This is a genomic window from Ruegeria sp. EL01 (genome assembly GCF_900313035.1).
In the GTDB taxonomy this organism is placed as follows: Bacteria; Pseudomonadota; Alphaproteobacteria; order Rhodobacterales; family Rhodobacteraceae; genus Ruegeria.
Genome location: NZ_OMPS01000048.1, coordinates 135,393 through 149,230, shown reverse-complemented (window position 1 = coordinate 149,230; position 13,838 = coordinate 135,393). Strand labels below are relative to the sequence as shown.

General features: G+C 57.5%; 14 protein-coding genes. All 14 read left to right on the top strand.

Annotated elements, in window-relative coordinates:
- The first annotated feature begins 6 nt into the window (after positions 1 to 6).
- Genes nuoG through D9K61_RS24805 form a run of 14 tightly spaced genes read left to right on the top strand, consistent with a single transcriptional unit; the run spans position 7 to position 13,827 of the window.
- Positions 7 to 2,028 carry an NADH-quinone oxidoreductase subunit NuoG gene (nuoG, locus tag D9K61_RS24870; RefSeq protein WP_120635899.1) on the top strand — a complete coding sequence of 674 codons (2,022 nt, stop codon included), beginning with the start codon at positions 7 to 9 and terminating at the stop codon, positions 2,026 to 2,028.
- Positions 2,025 to 2,249 (top strand): hypothetical protein, encoded by a 225-nt coding sequence (locus D9K61_RS24865; protein ID WP_120635898.1) that lies wholly within the window; start codon positions 2,025 to 2,027, stop codon positions 2,247 to 2,249. The genes nuoG and D9K61_RS24865 overlap by 4 nt, the downstream gene beginning before the upstream one ends.
- Positions 2,242 to 3,279 (top strand): NADH-quinone oxidoreductase subunit NuoH, encoded by a 1,038-nt coding sequence (nuoH, locus tag D9K61_RS24860; RefSeq protein WP_120635897.1) that lies wholly within the window; start codon positions 2,242 to 2,244, stop codon positions 3,277 to 3,279. Before D9K61_RS24865 ends, nuoH begins: the two co-directional genes overlap by 8 nt.
- 1 nt (position 3,280) lies before the next feature.
- A complete protein-coding gene (gene nuoI, locus D9K61_RS24855) occupies positions 3,281 to 3,775 on the top strand; it encodes an NADH-quinone oxidoreductase subunit NuoI (protein WP_050602762.1) in 495 nt (164 codons plus the stop codon).
- Positions 3,772 to 4,182 carry a carboxymuconolactone decarboxylase family protein gene (locus tag D9K61_RS24850; protein WP_120635896.1) on the top strand — a complete coding sequence of 137 codons (411 nt, stop codon included), beginning with the start codon at positions 3,772 to 3,774 and terminating at the stop codon, positions 4,180 to 4,182. Before nuoI ends, D9K61_RS24850 begins: the two co-directional genes overlap by 4 nt.
- The gene (locus D9K61_RS24845) at positions 4,179 to 4,781 is read left to right on the top strand and encodes an NADH-quinone oxidoreductase subunit J (RefSeq protein ID WP_120635895.1); all 603 of its coding nucleotides are present in this window, start codon (positions 4,179 to 4,181) and stop codon (positions 4,779 to 4,781) included. The genes D9K61_RS24850 and D9K61_RS24845 overlap by 4 nt, the downstream gene beginning before the upstream one ends.
- The gene (locus tag D9K61_RS24840) at positions 4,778 to 5,101 is read left to right on the top strand and encodes a hypothetical protein (RefSeq protein ID WP_120635894.1); all 324 of its coding nucleotides are present in this window, start codon (positions 4,778 to 4,780) and stop codon (positions 5,099 to 5,101) included. The genes D9K61_RS24845 and D9K61_RS24840 overlap by 4 nt, the downstream gene beginning before the upstream one ends.
- Entirely contained in the window at positions 5,101 to 5,406 is a 306-nt protein-coding gene (gene nuoK, locus D9K61_RS24835; RefSeq protein ID WP_005984024.1) for an NADH-quinone oxidoreductase subunit NuoK, read from the top strand. Before D9K61_RS24840 ends, nuoK begins: the two co-directional genes overlap by 1 nt.
- Before the next feature lie 6 nt (positions 5,407 to 5,412).
- Positions 5,413 to 7,566: an NADH-quinone oxidoreductase subunit L gene (gene nuoL, locus D9K61_RS24830; RefSeq protein ID WP_120635893.1), complete on the top strand. Its 2,154-nt coding sequence runs from the start codon at positions 5,413 to 5,415 to the stop codon at positions 7,564 to 7,566.
- The gene (locus D9K61_RS24825; protein WP_120635892.1) at positions 7,566 to 9,110 is read left to right on the top strand and encodes an NADH-quinone oxidoreductase subunit M; all 1,545 of its coding nucleotides are present in this window, start codon (positions 7,566 to 7,568) and stop codon (positions 9,108 to 9,110) included. The genes nuoL and D9K61_RS24825 overlap by 1 nt, the downstream gene beginning before the upstream one ends.
- Before the next feature lie 15 nt (positions 9,111 to 9,125).
- Positions 9,126 to 10,568, top strand: coding sequence for an NADH-quinone oxidoreductase subunit NuoN (gene nuoN, locus D9K61_RS24820; RefSeq protein WP_120635891.1), 1,443 nt, complete (start codon positions 9,126 to 9,128; stop codon positions 10,566 to 10,568).
- A gap of 54 nt (positions 10,569 to 10,622) precedes the next feature.
- Positions 10,623 to 11,372: a biotin--[acetyl-CoA-carboxylase] ligase gene (locus tag D9K61_RS24815; RefSeq protein ID WP_120635890.1), complete on the top strand. Its 750-nt coding sequence runs from the start codon at positions 10,623 to 10,625 to the stop codon at positions 11,370 to 11,372.
- 11 nt (positions 11,373 to 11,383) lie between these two features.
- Positions 11,384 to 12,163, top strand: coding sequence for a type III pantothenate kinase (locus tag D9K61_RS24810; protein ID WP_120635889.1), 780 nt, complete (start codon positions 11,384 to 11,386; stop codon positions 12,161 to 12,163).
- Positions 12,160 to 13,827, top strand: a complete 1,668-nt coding sequence (locus D9K61_RS24805) for a ribonuclease J (RefSeq protein ID WP_120635888.1) — start codon at positions 12,160 to 12,162, stop codon at positions 13,825 to 13,827. The genes D9K61_RS24810 and D9K61_RS24805 overlap by 4 nt, the downstream gene beginning before the upstream one ends.
- Positions 13,828 to 13,838 lie beyond the last annotated feature (11 nt).

Here is a 13,838-nt window from a genome sequence, read left to right as displayed (position 1 = left end):
GAAATCATGTCTGACCTCCGCAAAGTCAATATCGACGGGCAGGAAATCGAAGTCGATGGTGCAATGACCCTAATCCAGGCCTGCGAACAGGCCGGGGTCGAAGTGCCGCGCTTTTGTTACCACGAGCGCTTGTCGATTGCCGGGAACTGCCGGATGTGTCTGGTCGAAGTCGTGGGCGGCCCGCCGAAACCGGCGGCCTCCTGCGCGATGCAGGTGCGGGATTTGCGCGCCGGGCCGGAAGGGCAGGCGCCGGTGGTCAAAACGAACTCGCCCATGGTCAAAAAAGCCCGCGAAGGGGTGATGGAGTTTCTGCTGATCAATCACCCACTGGATTGCCCGATCTGCGATCAGGGCGGCGAGTGTGACCTGCAGGATCAGGCGATGGCCTACGGGATGGCAGGTTCGCGTTTCAAAGAGGCGAAACGTGCAGTCGACGATCTGAACCTCGGACCGCTTGTCGGCACCGCGATGACCCGCTGCATAAGCTGCACCCGCTGCGTTCGATTCACCACCGAGGTGGCCGGGATCACCCAGATGGGTCAAACCGGGCGCGGAGAAGATGCCGAAATTACTGCGTATCTGAACGAAACGCTCGATTCCAACCTGCAGGGCAACATCATTGACCTCTGCCCGGTTGGTGCGCTGACGTCCAAGCCTTACGCCTTTACAGCGCGGCCGTGGGAGCTGACCAAGACGGAATCTGTCGATGTGATGGATGCTTTGGGTTCCAACATCCGTGTCGACACCAAAGGCCGCGAAGTGATGCGATTCCTGCCGCGCAATCATGACGGCGTGAACGAGGAATGGATCAGCGACAAGACCCGCTTTGTCTGGGACGGTTTGCGTCGCCAAAGGCTGGACCGCCCTTACGTGCGCGAAAACGGCAAACTGCGTGCCGCGACATGGCCGGAGGCACTGGCGAAAGCGGCCGAAGCGTTCAAAGGAGCTCAAAAACCAGCCGGGATTGTAGGTGATCTGGCGCCCGTCGAGGCGATCTTTGCGCTGAAACAGATGATTGAAGGGCAGGGTGGTGTTGTTGAATGCCGCACTGACGGGGCCAAGTTGCCCGCGGGAAACCGTGGGGCCTATGCCGGGACGGCCGCAATCGAAGACATCGATACGGCCGAGCGTATTTTGCTGATCGGAACAAACCCGCGTGATGAATCTCCGGTTCTGAACGCGCGTATCCGCAAGGCTTGGGCACATGGGGCCGAGGTGGCGCTGGTCGGGCACGCAGCGGATCTGACCTACGGCTACCACCATATGGGTGATGACCGCGCTGCGCTACAAAAGGCCGTCGACATGGGCGGTGATGACCAGATCAAGGGCAAACGCTCTCTGGTCATTGTCGGACAAGGGGCGTTGCAAGAAGCGGATGGCGCTGCCGTACTGGCGGCCGCGCAGTCCATTGCAATCAATACCGAGAGCGGTCTGCTGATCCTTCATACCGCAGCCTCGCGCGTTGGTGCGATGGATGTGGGTGCCACCAACGAAAGCGGCATGGACGCCGTCAGTGCTGCGGATGTGATCTATAACCTGGGTGCGGACGAGGTCGAAATCGGCGATGGCGCCTTCGTCATCTATCAGGGCAGCCATGGCGATCGCGGGGCGCACCGCGCCGACGTGATCTTGCCGGGCGCTGCCTATACCGAAGAAAACGGGCTGTTCGTGAACACCGAAGGCCGCCCGCAACTGGCGATGCGCGCCGGTTTCGCACCAGGCGAGGCCAAGGAAAACTGGGCCATCCTGCGGGCTTTGTCTGCAGAACTGGATGCGACGTTACCCTTCGACTCATTGGCGCAACTGCGCACCGCGTTGATCGAAGCCGTGCCACATCTGGCCCAACTTGACGAAGTGATTGAGAATGAAGTGCTGGCTCTGGACGCGGCACCTTTGGGCAAGGCGACTTTCCGCAATGCGATCAAAGATTTCTATCTGACCAATCCGATTGCGCGCGCCTCAGAATTGATGGCCGAACTGTCGGCGCAAGCACAGGCGCGCAAAGCCGAACAGATGGCTGCGGAATGATGCAGACCGTTGTCATATCGCATTCACACGCGCTGACGCGTGACACCAGATGGCGGGTGGACGTGTGTGATTTGCATATGAAGCTGAACAAAAAGGGTGGCACAATAGCGGCAGATGCTGTTTACACCAACGCGCCGACCCAGCCGCAATATGCGCAGGCACATGGCCTTTGCATCGCACGCGGAAAACGGAATACCCACGGTGTGAGGACCAATGGCTGATTTCTTTACCACCCCAGGCGGAATAGCCATCATCATTCTGGCGCAAGTGCTTGCAGTTGTTGCCTTTGTAATGATCTCTCTGTTGTTCCTTGTTTATGGCGACCGCAAGATCTGGGCGGCTGTTCAGATGCGCCGGGGCCCCAACGTCGTTGGCGTGTACGGGCTGCTGCAAACCGTAGCGGATGCGCTGAAATATGTGGTGAAAGAGGTGGTTATCCCGGCCGGGGCCGACCGCACTGTCTTTATCCTCGCACCGCTGACATCCTTTGTTCTGGCGATGATCGCCTGGGCGGTGATCCCGTTCAACGATGGCTGGGTTCTGTCCGACATAAACGTCGCAATCCTGTATGTCTTCGCCGTGTCTTCGCTGGAGGTTTATGGCGTGATTATGGGCGGTTGGGCGTCGAACTCAAAGTATCCTTTCCTCGGTTCCTTGCGCTCCGCCGCGCAGATGATTTCTTACGAAGTCTCTATCGGTCTGATCATCATTGGTGTGATCCTCTCGACCGGGTCGATGAATTTCGGCGCGATTGTGCAGGCACAAGATGGCAATCTAGGTCTGTTCAACTGGTACTGGCTGCCGCATTTCCCGATGGTCTTCTTGTTCTTCATCTCGGCGCTGGCTGAAACCAACCGCCCCCCGTTTGATCTGCCCGAGGCGGAGTCGGAACTGGTCGCAGGTTATCAGGTCGAATACTCGGCCACACCCTTCCTGCTGTTCATGGCGGGCGAATATATCGCCATCTTCCTGATGTGCGCGCTGACTACATTGCTGTTCTTCGGCGGCTGGCTGTCGCCGATCCCGGGCCTGCCCGATGGGGTCCTGTGGATGGTCGCCAAAATGGCGTTCTTCTTCTTCCTCTTCGCGATGGTCAAAGCGATCACGCCGCGCTACCGCTATGACCAGCTGATGCGGCTGGGCTGGAAAGTCTTCCTTCCGTTCTCTTTGGCTTGGGTGGTCTTCGTGGCCTTTGCAGCGAAATTCGACTGGTTCTGGGGCGCGTATGCCCGTTGGAGCGTAGGAGGCTGATATGACACAAATCGACTATACCCGCGCCGCCAAGTACTTTTTGCTGCAGGACTTTTGGGTCGGCATGAAGCTGGGGTTGAAGTACTTCTTCGCCCCCAAGGCCACCATCAACTACCCACACGAAAAGGGCCCCTTGTCGCCGCGTTTCCGCGGTGAGCACGCCCTGCGTCGCTATCCAAACGGTGAAGAACGCTGCATCGCCTGCAAACTCTGCGAGGCGATCTGTCCGGCGCAGGCCATCACCATCGACGCTGAACCACGCGAAGACGGCAGCCGCCGCACCACGCGGTACGACATTGATATGACCAAGTGCATCTATTGCGGCTTCTGCCAAGAGGCCTGCCCGGTAGATGCTATTGTCGAAGGTCCGAACTTCGAGTTCGCCACCGAAACCCGCGAAGAGCTATTCTACGACAAGGAAAAACTGCTCGACAACGGTGAACGTTGGGAAGCCGAGATCGCCCGCAATCTGGAAATGGACGCGCCGTACAGATGAGTGACACGCCGACAAATCCATTTGAACAGATGCTCAAACAGGCGCAGGACATGGCCAAGGCGATGAATCCGGGGCTTGAGAGCTTCTCGCCCAAAGGGTTCGAGACGCTGTGGCCGACCATGCCGAAAGAAGTCATGGAGATGATGTTCGGCAACACAGTCAACAAGGACGGGCTGGACGCCAAAACTCGCCTGCTGTTGACGCTGGCCGGGCTGACCTGTCAGGGCGCGCAAGCGGATGCGGCGGTGCGTCAGACTGTGCGCCATGCGCTTGAGGCGGGTGCCAAGAAACAAGAGATCGTGGAAACGATCGGTCAGATGTCGGTCTTTGCCGGCATCCCGGCCATGAGCCGCGCGCTGGAACTGGCGCAAGAGGTCATGGGCGATAACGAGGATGAGGATCAATGACCGTCTTTGCCTTCTACCTGTTTGCCATCAGCGCCATCACCGGCGGGCTGTTCACGGTGATCAGCCGCCAGCCGGTGCATTCTGTTCTGTGGCTTATCCTGTCGTTTCTTTCTGCAGCGGGGCTGTTCGTGCTGCTGGGGGCTGAATTTGTGGCGATGCTGCTGATCATCGTCTATGTCGGCGCGGTCGCGGTTCTGTTCCTCTTCGTGGTGATGATGCTGGATGTGGACTTTGCGGAGTTGAAAGCCGAGATGGCGCGCTATATGCCGTTGGCTTTGCTGATCGGTCTGGTCATCCTGATGCAGTTTGTCATGGCCTTCGGCGCATGGGACAGCGCACAGGGCGCAGCGACCAATCTGGCACAGCCGGTGCCAGTGGACCGCCACAACACCGAAGCACTGGGTGTTATCCTGTACGATCAATACTTCCTTCTGTTCCAACTGGCGGGCCTGATCCTGCTGGTGGCCATGATCGGCGCCATTGTTCTGACCCTGCGCCACCGCAAGGACATCAAGCGGCAGGACATCATCGGCCAGATGATGCGCGACCCAGCCAAGGCGATGGAGCTGAAGGACGTGAAACCGGGGCAGGGGTTGTGAGTGAAATAGTCGACAACGGGTTCAACGGCACTTTCTTCGCTGGTACTAAGTACTGGGCGGAGTATGTGGATGCTGTTGCCTCCGGTGAGCAAGGCAGCGTACTGCCTCAGATCTTGGCAAGGTTCATCGTTGAAGCAAGGCAAGCCGGAGTTTTCCTTTCGGATGAAGGGATCAAAGCTGCATCTGCTTCGGCATTCACCAGCGAATTGGATGGCAGGAAAACACTGGATCGCTTTCAAGCAATCGACGCGGCAATTGATGCAGTAGAGGATGTGTACGGCGTCGCGATCTTGGATTTCATTGATAGGAAGACTGGCTAATGATCGGACTTGAACACTATCTTACGGTCGCGGCGACGCTGTTCGTCATCGGCATCTTCGGTCTCTTCCTGAACCGCAAGAACGTCATCATCCTGCTGATGAGCATCGAATTGATGCTGCTGGCGGTGAATATCAACCTTGTGGCGTTCTCAAGCTTCCTCGGCGATCTGGTCGGGCAGGTGTTTACGCTGTTTGTTCTGACCGTGGCAGCGGCCGAGGCGGCGATTGGTCTGGCCATTCTGGTCTGCTTCTTCCGCAACCGTGGCACCATCGCGGTTGAAGACGTCAATATGATGAAGGGGTAAGAGAATATGGAAACCACCATCCTCTTTGCCCCGCTGGTGGGCGCGTTGCTTTGCGGCTTTGGCTGGCGATTTATCGGTGAAAAAGCCGCGATGTGGACCGCCACGGGTCTGCTGTTTCTGGCCTGCCTGCTGTCTTGGATCGTTTTCCTAACCTTCGACGGTGTCACCCAGCAGATCGAGATCATGCGCTGGATCGAGAGCGGTTCGCTGTCGACAAGCTGGGCCGTGCGTCTGGACCGACTGACAGCGATCATGCTGATCGTGGTGACCACCGTCTCGGCGCTCGTGCACCTCTATTCCTTCGGCTACATGGCTCATGATCCGCAATGGCGCGAAGGCGAGAGCTATAAGCCGCGCTTCTTCGCCTATCTGTCTTTCTTCACCTTCGCCATGCTGATGCTGGTGACGGCAGATAATCTGGTGCAGATGTTCTTTGGCTGGGAAGGCGTGGGTGTCGCATCCTATTTGTTGATTGGCTTCTACTATCGCAAACCGACCGCCAATGCCGCAGCGATGAAGGCGTTCATCGTCAATCGTGTCGGGGACTTTGGTTTTGCGCTCGGTATCTTTGCGCTGTTCTTCCTGACAGACAGCATCAACTTTTCGGACATCTTTGCCTCGGCCCCGAAACTGGCAGAAACGCAATTGCATTTCCTTTGGGGTGAATGGAGCGCCATCGAGGTGATTTGTGTGCTGCTGTTCATCGGCGCGATGGGTAAATCGGCGCAGCTGATCCTGCACACATGGTTGCCGGACGCGATGGAAGGCCCGACACCGGTATCGGCCCTGATTCATGCTGCGACCATGGTAACCGCTGGCGTCTTCTTGATCTGCCGCATGTCACCGCTGATGGAATTCGCACCGGGTGCGACTGGGTTCATCACCTTCTTGGGTGCTTCGACAGCGTTCTTTGCCGCGACCGTGGGTTTGGTTCAGACTGACATCAAGCGCGTAATTGCGTATTCGACCTGTTCTCAGTTGGGCTACATGTTTGTGGCGGCTGGCGTAGGCATGTATTCGGCGGCGATGTTCCACCTGCTGACACACGCTTTCTTCAAGGCACTATTGTTCCTTGGGGCCGGCTCAGTCATCAACGCGATGCATCACGAGCAGGAGATGACGGAATACGGCGGCTTGCGGAAGAAAATTCCCTATACATTCGCTGCCATGATGATCGGAACGCTGGCCATCACAGGTGTGGGCATTCCGCTGACGCAGATTGGCTTTGCTGGGTTCCTGTCCAAGGACGCGATCATTGAAAGCGCCTTTGCGGGCGGCACAGGATACGCGTTCTGGATGCTGGTGATCGCCGCTGCATTTACCTCTTTCTACAGCTGGCGGCTGATCTTCTTGACATTCTATGGCGAAGAGCGGGGCGACAAGCATACGCATGAGCACGCGCATGAAAGCCCGATGTCCATGCTGATACCGCTGGGCGTTCTGTCTTTGGGCGCGGTCTTTGCCGGGATGATTTGGTACGGCAACTTCTTTGGTCATACGGATAAAGTCGGCAAGTTCTATGGCATTCCGGTGGCTGAGGCATCCGAGCATGCCGAGGGTGGTGATCACGGCCCTGCTGATACGACCGATGGTGAAGACGCGCATGCAGATGAAACGCACGCGGATGACGGCCATGGCGATGACGCTGCGCAGGGTGACAAAGCGGCCCATGGTGGTGACCACCACTATGTCTTCGCTGGTGAGCCGGGCGAGGGTGCCTTGTACATTGCGCCGGACAACCATGTTCTGGACGATGCGCATGCCGCTCCGAATTGGGTCAAGGTCTCACCGTTTGTCGCAATGGCACTGGGCTTCATCGTGGCCTATTGGTTCTACATTGTGAACACTTCGCTGCCCGCGCGTTTGGCTGCGAACCAGCGACCGCTGTACCTGTTCCTGCTGAACAAGTGGTACTTTGATGAAATCTACGATGCGGTCTTCGTTAAACCCACCTTGGCAATTGGCCGGTTCCTGTGGAAGCGCGGGGACGGCAATACAATCGACGGCTTCCTGAACGGAGTGGCAATGGGCGTAGTTCCCTTCTTCACGCGCCTCGCGGGCAAAGCGCAGACCGGGTATATCTTTACCTATGCGTTTTGGATGGTTCTGGGCATAGCCGCTCTGGTTACTTGGATGTCGATCGGCGGAGGGGCGCACTAATGGACAACATCCTCTCGATCGTCACCTTCATCCCGGCCATTGCAGCTGGCATTCTTGCATTATTCCTGCACGGGGACGACGCGGCAGCACAACGCAATGCTAAGTGGATCGCGTTGCTGGCCACCACGGTCACCTTCCTTGTGTCGATTGGCATCTACACCGGTTTTGATCCGTCCAACACCGGCTTCCAGATGGTGGAAGAAGGGCAGTGGCTGATGGGCCTGAAGTACAAGATGGGCGTTGACGGCATCAGCGTTCTGTTTGTACTGCTGACCACCTTCATTATGCCCCTGACCATTCTTGCCAGCTGGAACGTGACGACACGTGTCAAAGAATACATGGTCGCCTTCCTGCTGCTTGAAACCCTGATGCTGGGCGTCTTCATGGCGCTGGACCTGGTGCTGTTCTACCTGTTTTTCGAGGCAGGCCTGATTCCGATGTTCCTGATTATCGGTATTTGGGGCGGCGCGAACCGGATCTACGCCAGCTTCAAGTTCTTCCTCTATACGTTCCTCGGTTCGGTTCTGATGCTGGTGGCGATGGTCACAATGTATGCCGATGCCGGAACCACGGATATCGAGGCGCTGATGACCCATCAGTTCTCATCCGAAGGGTTCAGCGTTCTGGGCATATACGTTGTTGGTGGATTGCAGACGCTTATGTTTCTGGCGTTCTTTGCCTCATTCGCGGTGAAGATGCCGATGTGGCCGGTACACACCTGGTTGCCGGATGCGCACGTTCAGGCCCCGACGGCGGGCTCGGTCGTGCTGGCGGCGATCTTGTTGAAGATGGGCGGATACGGCTTCTTGCGGTTCAGCTTGCCGATGTTCCCAGTGGGCTCGGCAGTGATGACAGATGTGGTGCTTTGGATGTCTGCGATTGCGGTTGTTTATACGTCATTGGTGGCGCTGGTGCAGGAGGATATGAAAAAGCTGATCGCTTATTCCTCGGTCGCGCATATGGGCTTTGTGACCATGGGGATTTTTGCGGCGAACCAGCAGGGCATTGACGGTGCGATCTTCCAGATGCTCAGCCACGGGTTCATCTCGGCAGCGTTGTTCCTGTGTGTTGGCGTAATCTATGACAGGATGCACACGCGCGACATAGAAGCTTATGGCGGTCTGGTTATTCGCATGCCGGCTTATGCATTGGTCTTCATGCTGTTCACGATGGCCAATGTTGGCTTGCCGGGCACCAGTGGATTTATTGGTGAATTCCTGACGCTGATGGGCACCTTCCAGGTCAACACCTGGGTGACGGCCGTCGCCGCAACAGGGGTGATCTTTTCGGCCGGATATGCGCTGTGGCTGTATCGTCGGGTGGTCTTTGGCGATCTGATCAAGGAGAGCCTGAAGGCCATGACAGACATGACCTCGCGCGAGCGTCTGATCTTTGCGCCGTTGATCATCATGACGATCTTGCTGGGGGTCTATCCGTCGCTGGTGACCGATGTGATCGGCAATTCGACCGCCGCGCTGATTTCGAACTATGACACGGCTCTGGCCGCGGCTGAGGCCGTGACCCAGACGGCCGCATCGCATTAAGGGAGCTTTGGAAACATGATCCAGGCTGATCTGACAATTATCCTGCCGGAAGTCATTCTGGCGATCTATGCGATGGTGGCGCTGATTGGGGCTGTCTACACCACAAAGGATGCGCTTGCTCCGGTGTTGATCTGGACGACAGCAGGTTTGATGGCACTGTTGGCGTTCTGGATTGCCACCAATGGAGACGGCACGAATGTGGCTTTCAACGGCATGTTCATCGATGATGGCTTTTCCCGCTTTGCCAAGGTTGTGATCCTGTTATCGGCAGCCTCTGTTTTGGTGATGAGCCAGGATTACATGGCGCGTCGGGATCTGTTGCGCTTCGAATACCCGTTGCTGGTGGCGCTGGCAGCCGTTGGCATGATGATGATGGTCAGTGCTGGCGATCTGATGTCGCTTTATATGGGTTTGGAACTGCAGTCATTGGCGCTTTATGTCGTGGCCGCGTTGCGCCGGGACAGTGCAAAATCGACCGAAGCCGGTCTGAAGTACTTCGTTCTTGGCGCGCTCAGCTCGGGCCTGCTGCTATACGGTGCATCGTTGGTGTATGGCTTCACCGGAACAACACTGTTCTCGGGCGTTATCCAGACCGTACATCACGAAGACGTTTCGGTTGGCCTGCTGTTTGGCCTTATCTTCCTGATTTCGGGTCTGGCCTTCAAGGTTTCGGCGGTGCCGTTCCATATGTGGACTCCTGATGTTTACGAGGGCTCTCCGACGCCGATTACGGCCTTCTTTGCAACCGCACCCAAAGTGGCTGCGATGGCGCTGTTTGCCCGGGTGCTGCACGATGCGTTCGGCGGAGTGGTGAAAGACTGGCAGCAGGTCATCGTCCTATTGTCCGTCTTGTCGATGCTGTTGGGTGCTGTGGCTGCAATCGGGCAACGCAACATCAAACGCCTGATGGCGTTTTCGTCGATCGCTCATATGGGCTATGCCCTGATCGGCCTGGCTGCAGGTACCGAGTTGGGTATCAAGGCCATGCTGATGTATCTGGCGATCTATGTGACGATGAATATCGGCACGTTCGCGTTCATTCTGATGATGGAACGTGATGGCAAGCCCGTCACTGATATTGACGCGCTGCGCCAGTATTCGAAACGCGACCCGGGCAAGGCGCTGGCTGTTCTGATCCTGATGTTCAGCCTTGCGGGGGTACCGCCGATGCTGGGCTTTTTTGCCAAGTTCGGTGTTTGGCAGGCCGGTGTCAACGCAGGGCTGACCGGGTTGGTCATCGTTTCGGCGATTGCTTCGGTGATCGGGGCGTTTTATTATCTTCGGATCGTGTTCTACATGTATTTTGGGGACGAAAACGAAGAACCGATCGAAACACGTTCGACGCCTGTATTGTGGGTGGCCTTGATGGGATCGGCGGCTTTGATGCTGATCGGTGTCTTCTACCAGTTCGGCATCGAGGGCGCAGCGGCAGCAGCGGCAGCGACGCTTGTCAACTGATCATCGCATTCTTCCGACACAAGGGGCTCGTTCCGAAGACCGGGCCTTTTTGACATGAGCGACTGGCCGCAGGGATATGGACTGCATGTGCTGCACGAGGTCGACAGCACGTTGAACGAGGCTGCGCGTATCGCCCCAACTGCTCAAGGACCTGTGTGGCTCATGGCGCATCGTCAAACCGCCGCGCGCGGTCGACGCGGCCGCGCCTGGACCAACCCAAAAGGCAACCTGGCTGCCACGCTGTTGATGCGCCCGCAAGGGACGCCCGACCAGATTGCGCTGCGCAGTTTCGTGGCGGCTTTGGCGCTTTTTGATGCCTGTGTCGCCGTGACGGGGCGCGCCACTGGGTTGTCTTTGAAGTGGCCAAATGACGTTCTCTTAAACGGGGGCAAATTGGCGGGCATTTTGCTTGAAAGCATGGGGCAGGGGCGCGGCGTTTCACATCTTGCTGTAGGTATTGGTGTGAATCTGGCCGAGGCCCCCGGCGTCGAAATGGTAGAACCCCGCGCTGTGCGCCCTGTCTCACTGCTGTCGGAAACCGGAGCACTTGTCTCGCCCGAGGATTTCCTGACAGAACTGGCGGTTGCTTACGCGCGAAACGAAACCCAGTTTACCACCTATGGGTTCGAGCCGATCCGCGTTGCCTGGTTGTCCCGTGCTGCCCGGTTGGGCGAAGTCATCACCGCACGTACCGCAACATCCGAGACCGTAGGAACCTTTGAAACAGTGGACGCGGGGGGCAACCTTGTCTTAAACACCGCAAAAGGCCGTGTCAGCATTCCGGCGGCGGATGTGTTTTTCTGAAAGGGGCTCAGATGCTTCTGGCCATTGATTGCGGCAACACCAATACCGTCTTCTCGATTTGGGATGGCGATAAGTTCCTTCGCACTTTGCGTACGTCGACCCACCATGCACGAACGGCGGATGCCTATTTCACGTGGTATTCGACGCTGGTGAAACATTACGGGATCGAGGCGGACATCGCAGATGTGATCATCGCATCAACCGTCCCGCGTGTTGTGTTCAACCTACGTGTTTTTGCGGATCGCTTTTTTGGCTGCCGCCCCTTGGTGGTCGGTAAGCCTGAATGCCTGCTGCCGGTGAACCCTCGAATTGACGAAGGGACTGTTCCGGGCCCGGACCGCTTGGCCAATGCAGCCGCCGCTTTTGACCGCCACGGTGGCAACATCGTCGTCGTGGATTTTGGCACAGCGACCAATTTTGATGTGGTGGCAGCGGATGGCGCATATGTCGGGGGGATCATTGCACCCGGTGTGAACCTCAGTCTTGAGGCCTTGCACCAGGGGGCCGCAGCGTTGCCGCATATCGACATTACCCGCCCGGATAAAATTATCGGCACGAATACGGTTGGCTGCATCCAGTCTGGCGTGTATTGGGGCTATTCCGGGCTGATCGAGGGGCTTATTGCCCGCATAAAGACGGAATACGGAATGCCGATGAAAGTCGTTGGAACCGGGGGTCTTGCACCTCTGTTCGATCAGGCCGACGTAGGGTTCGACGCAATCGAAGACGATTTGACGATGCACGGCCTGACCGTGATCCATCGCTATAACAAGGAAAACGGGTCGACATGAGCAGCGAAAGACTGATCTACCTGCCGCTGGGCGGCGCAGGCGAAATTGGCATGAACGCCTACGTTTATGGTTATGGCGAACCCGGGAAGGAGCGTCTGATCCTTGTGGATCTGGGTGTGACATTCCCGGATATGGACACAACGCCAGGCGTGGATCTGATCCATGCCGATATTTCGTGGCTGCGGGAACGTGCGGACCAGTTAGAAGCTGTCTTTGTCACGCATGCGCATGAAGACCACGTGGGTGCTGTTGCGCATTGCTATGACGCATTGAAGGCCCCGGTTTATGGGCGGGCGTTTACGGCCAACATTGCGCGTCGCAAGATGGAAGAACATGGCCATCCGGAAGACGCGGTTCATACCGCCTCGGCCTGGCCCGAACAAATCTCGGTTGGTCCCTTCAAAGTAGGCTTCTTGCCGGTGTCCCACTCGATTCCGGAAAGCGCTGCGCTGGTGATCGATACGCCGGCGGGCCGGACCGTGCATACCGGTGACTTCAAACTGGATGCGAACCCCGTTGTGGGCGAGCCCTTTGACCAAAAACTGTGGGCCGAAGTGGCCAAGCCCGGCGTCAAGGCGCTGGTATGTGACAGTACTAACGTGTTTTCAACCCATGCCGGTCGTTCTGAGTCAGAAGTGGGCCCCGAGATCACCAAACTGGTCGAAAACGCGGAAAGCATGGTGGTTGCGACCACGTTTGCATCCAACGTCGCGCGGGTCAAAACACTGGCCGAGGCAGGCGAAAGAGCCGGGCGCTCAGTTGTGCTGTTGGGCCGCGCCATGCGTCGAATGATCGAGGCTGCGACCGAAACCGGCATCTTGTCCGATTTCCCACGCGTGATCAGCGCCGAAGAAGCCCTGGATCTGCCGCGCCAGAACCTGATGCTGATCGTCACAGGCAGCCAGGGGGAACGCCGCGCGGCCAGCGCGCAACTGGCGCGGGGCAAGTACCGTGGGTTGGAGTTGAAAGAGGGCGACCTGTTCTTGTTCTCGTCCAAAACCATTCCCGGGAATGAGCGTGGTGTGATTTTCATCATGAACCAGCTTAGCGAAAAAGGTGTGGATGTGGTCGATGACGGCGCGGGTTTGTACCACGTCTCGGGCCACGCCAACCGCCCCGATCTGGAACAGGTTCATGGTCTGGTTGACCCACAGATGGTCATCCCGATGCATGGTGAACACCGACATCTGCGCGAGCATGCCAAACTGGCAGAAGCGGGCGGCCGGACCGGAGTGCTGGCGGTGAACGGAACAATGTTGGACCTGACTGGCAATGGGCCCAAGGTCGTGGATTTTGTCGAGACCGGTCGAACTTATCTGGATGGGTCCGTCAAGGTTGGCGCGCTGGACGGTGTTGTGCGAGATCGTATTCGCATGGCGCTGAACGGGCACATCACTGTCACGGTCATCCTGGACGAAGAGGATGAGCCGCTGGGTGAGCCATGGTGCGACACGATGGGCCTGCCAGAGATTGGGACATCGCGTGCATCACTGGTCGAAGTTCTGGAAGAAGACCTCAACCAGTTTCTGATGCGCGCCGGAGCCAAGACATTGCGCGATGATGACAGGTTGGAAGAAGAAATGCGCCGGATTGCGCGCCAAACCGCAAAATCTGAAATTGGCAAAAAACCCGAAGTGACTGTGGTTGTGAGCCGGATGAAATAGCCCCGGCAACC

Coding starts and splice junctions, on each gene's coding strand:
- nuoG (WP_120635899.1), top strand. CDS start 7: ATGTCTGACCTCCGCAAAGTCAATATCGACGGGCAGGAAATCGAAGTC.
- D9K61_RS24865 (WP_120635898.1), top strand. CDS start 2,025: ATGATGCAGACCGTTGTCATATCGCATTCACACGCGCTGACGCGTGAC.
- nuoH (WP_120635897.1), top strand. CDS start 2,242: ATGGCTGATTTCTTTACCACCCCAGGCGGAATAGCCATCATCATTCTG.
- nuoI (WP_050602762.1), top strand. CDS start 3,281: ATGACACAAATCGACTATACCCGCGCCGCCAAGTACTTTTTGCTGCAG.
- D9K61_RS24850 (WP_120635896.1), top strand. CDS start 3,772: ATGAGTGACACGCCGACAAATCCATTTGAACAGATGCTCAAACAGGCG.
- D9K61_RS24845 (WP_120635895.1), top strand. CDS start 4,179: ATGACCGTCTTTGCCTTCTACCTGTTTGCCATCAGCGCCATCACCGGC.
- nuoK (WP_005984024.1), top strand. CDS start 5,101: ATGATCGGACTTGAACACTATCTTACGGTCGCGGCGACGCTGTTCGTC.
- nuoL (WP_120635893.1), top strand. CDS start 5,413: ATGGAAACCACCATCCTCTTTGCCCCGCTGGTGGGCGCGTTGCTTTGC.
- D9K61_RS24825 (WP_120635892.1), top strand. CDS start 7,566: ATGGACAACATCCTCTCGATCGTCACCTTCATCCCGGCCATTGCAGCT.
- nuoN (WP_120635891.1), top strand. CDS start 9,126: ATGATCCAGGCTGATCTGACAATTATCCTGCCGGAAGTCATTCTGGCG.
- D9K61_RS24815 (WP_120635890.1), top strand. CDS start 10,623: ATGAGCGACTGGCCGCAGGGATATGGACTGCATGTGCTGCACGAGGTC.
- D9K61_RS24810 (WP_120635889.1), top strand. CDS start 11,384: ATGCTTCTGGCCATTGATTGCGGCAACACCAATACCGTCTTCTCGATT.
- D9K61_RS24805 (WP_120635888.1), top strand. CDS start 12,160: ATGAGCAGCGAAAGACTGATCTACCTGCCGCTGGGCGGCGCAGGCGAA.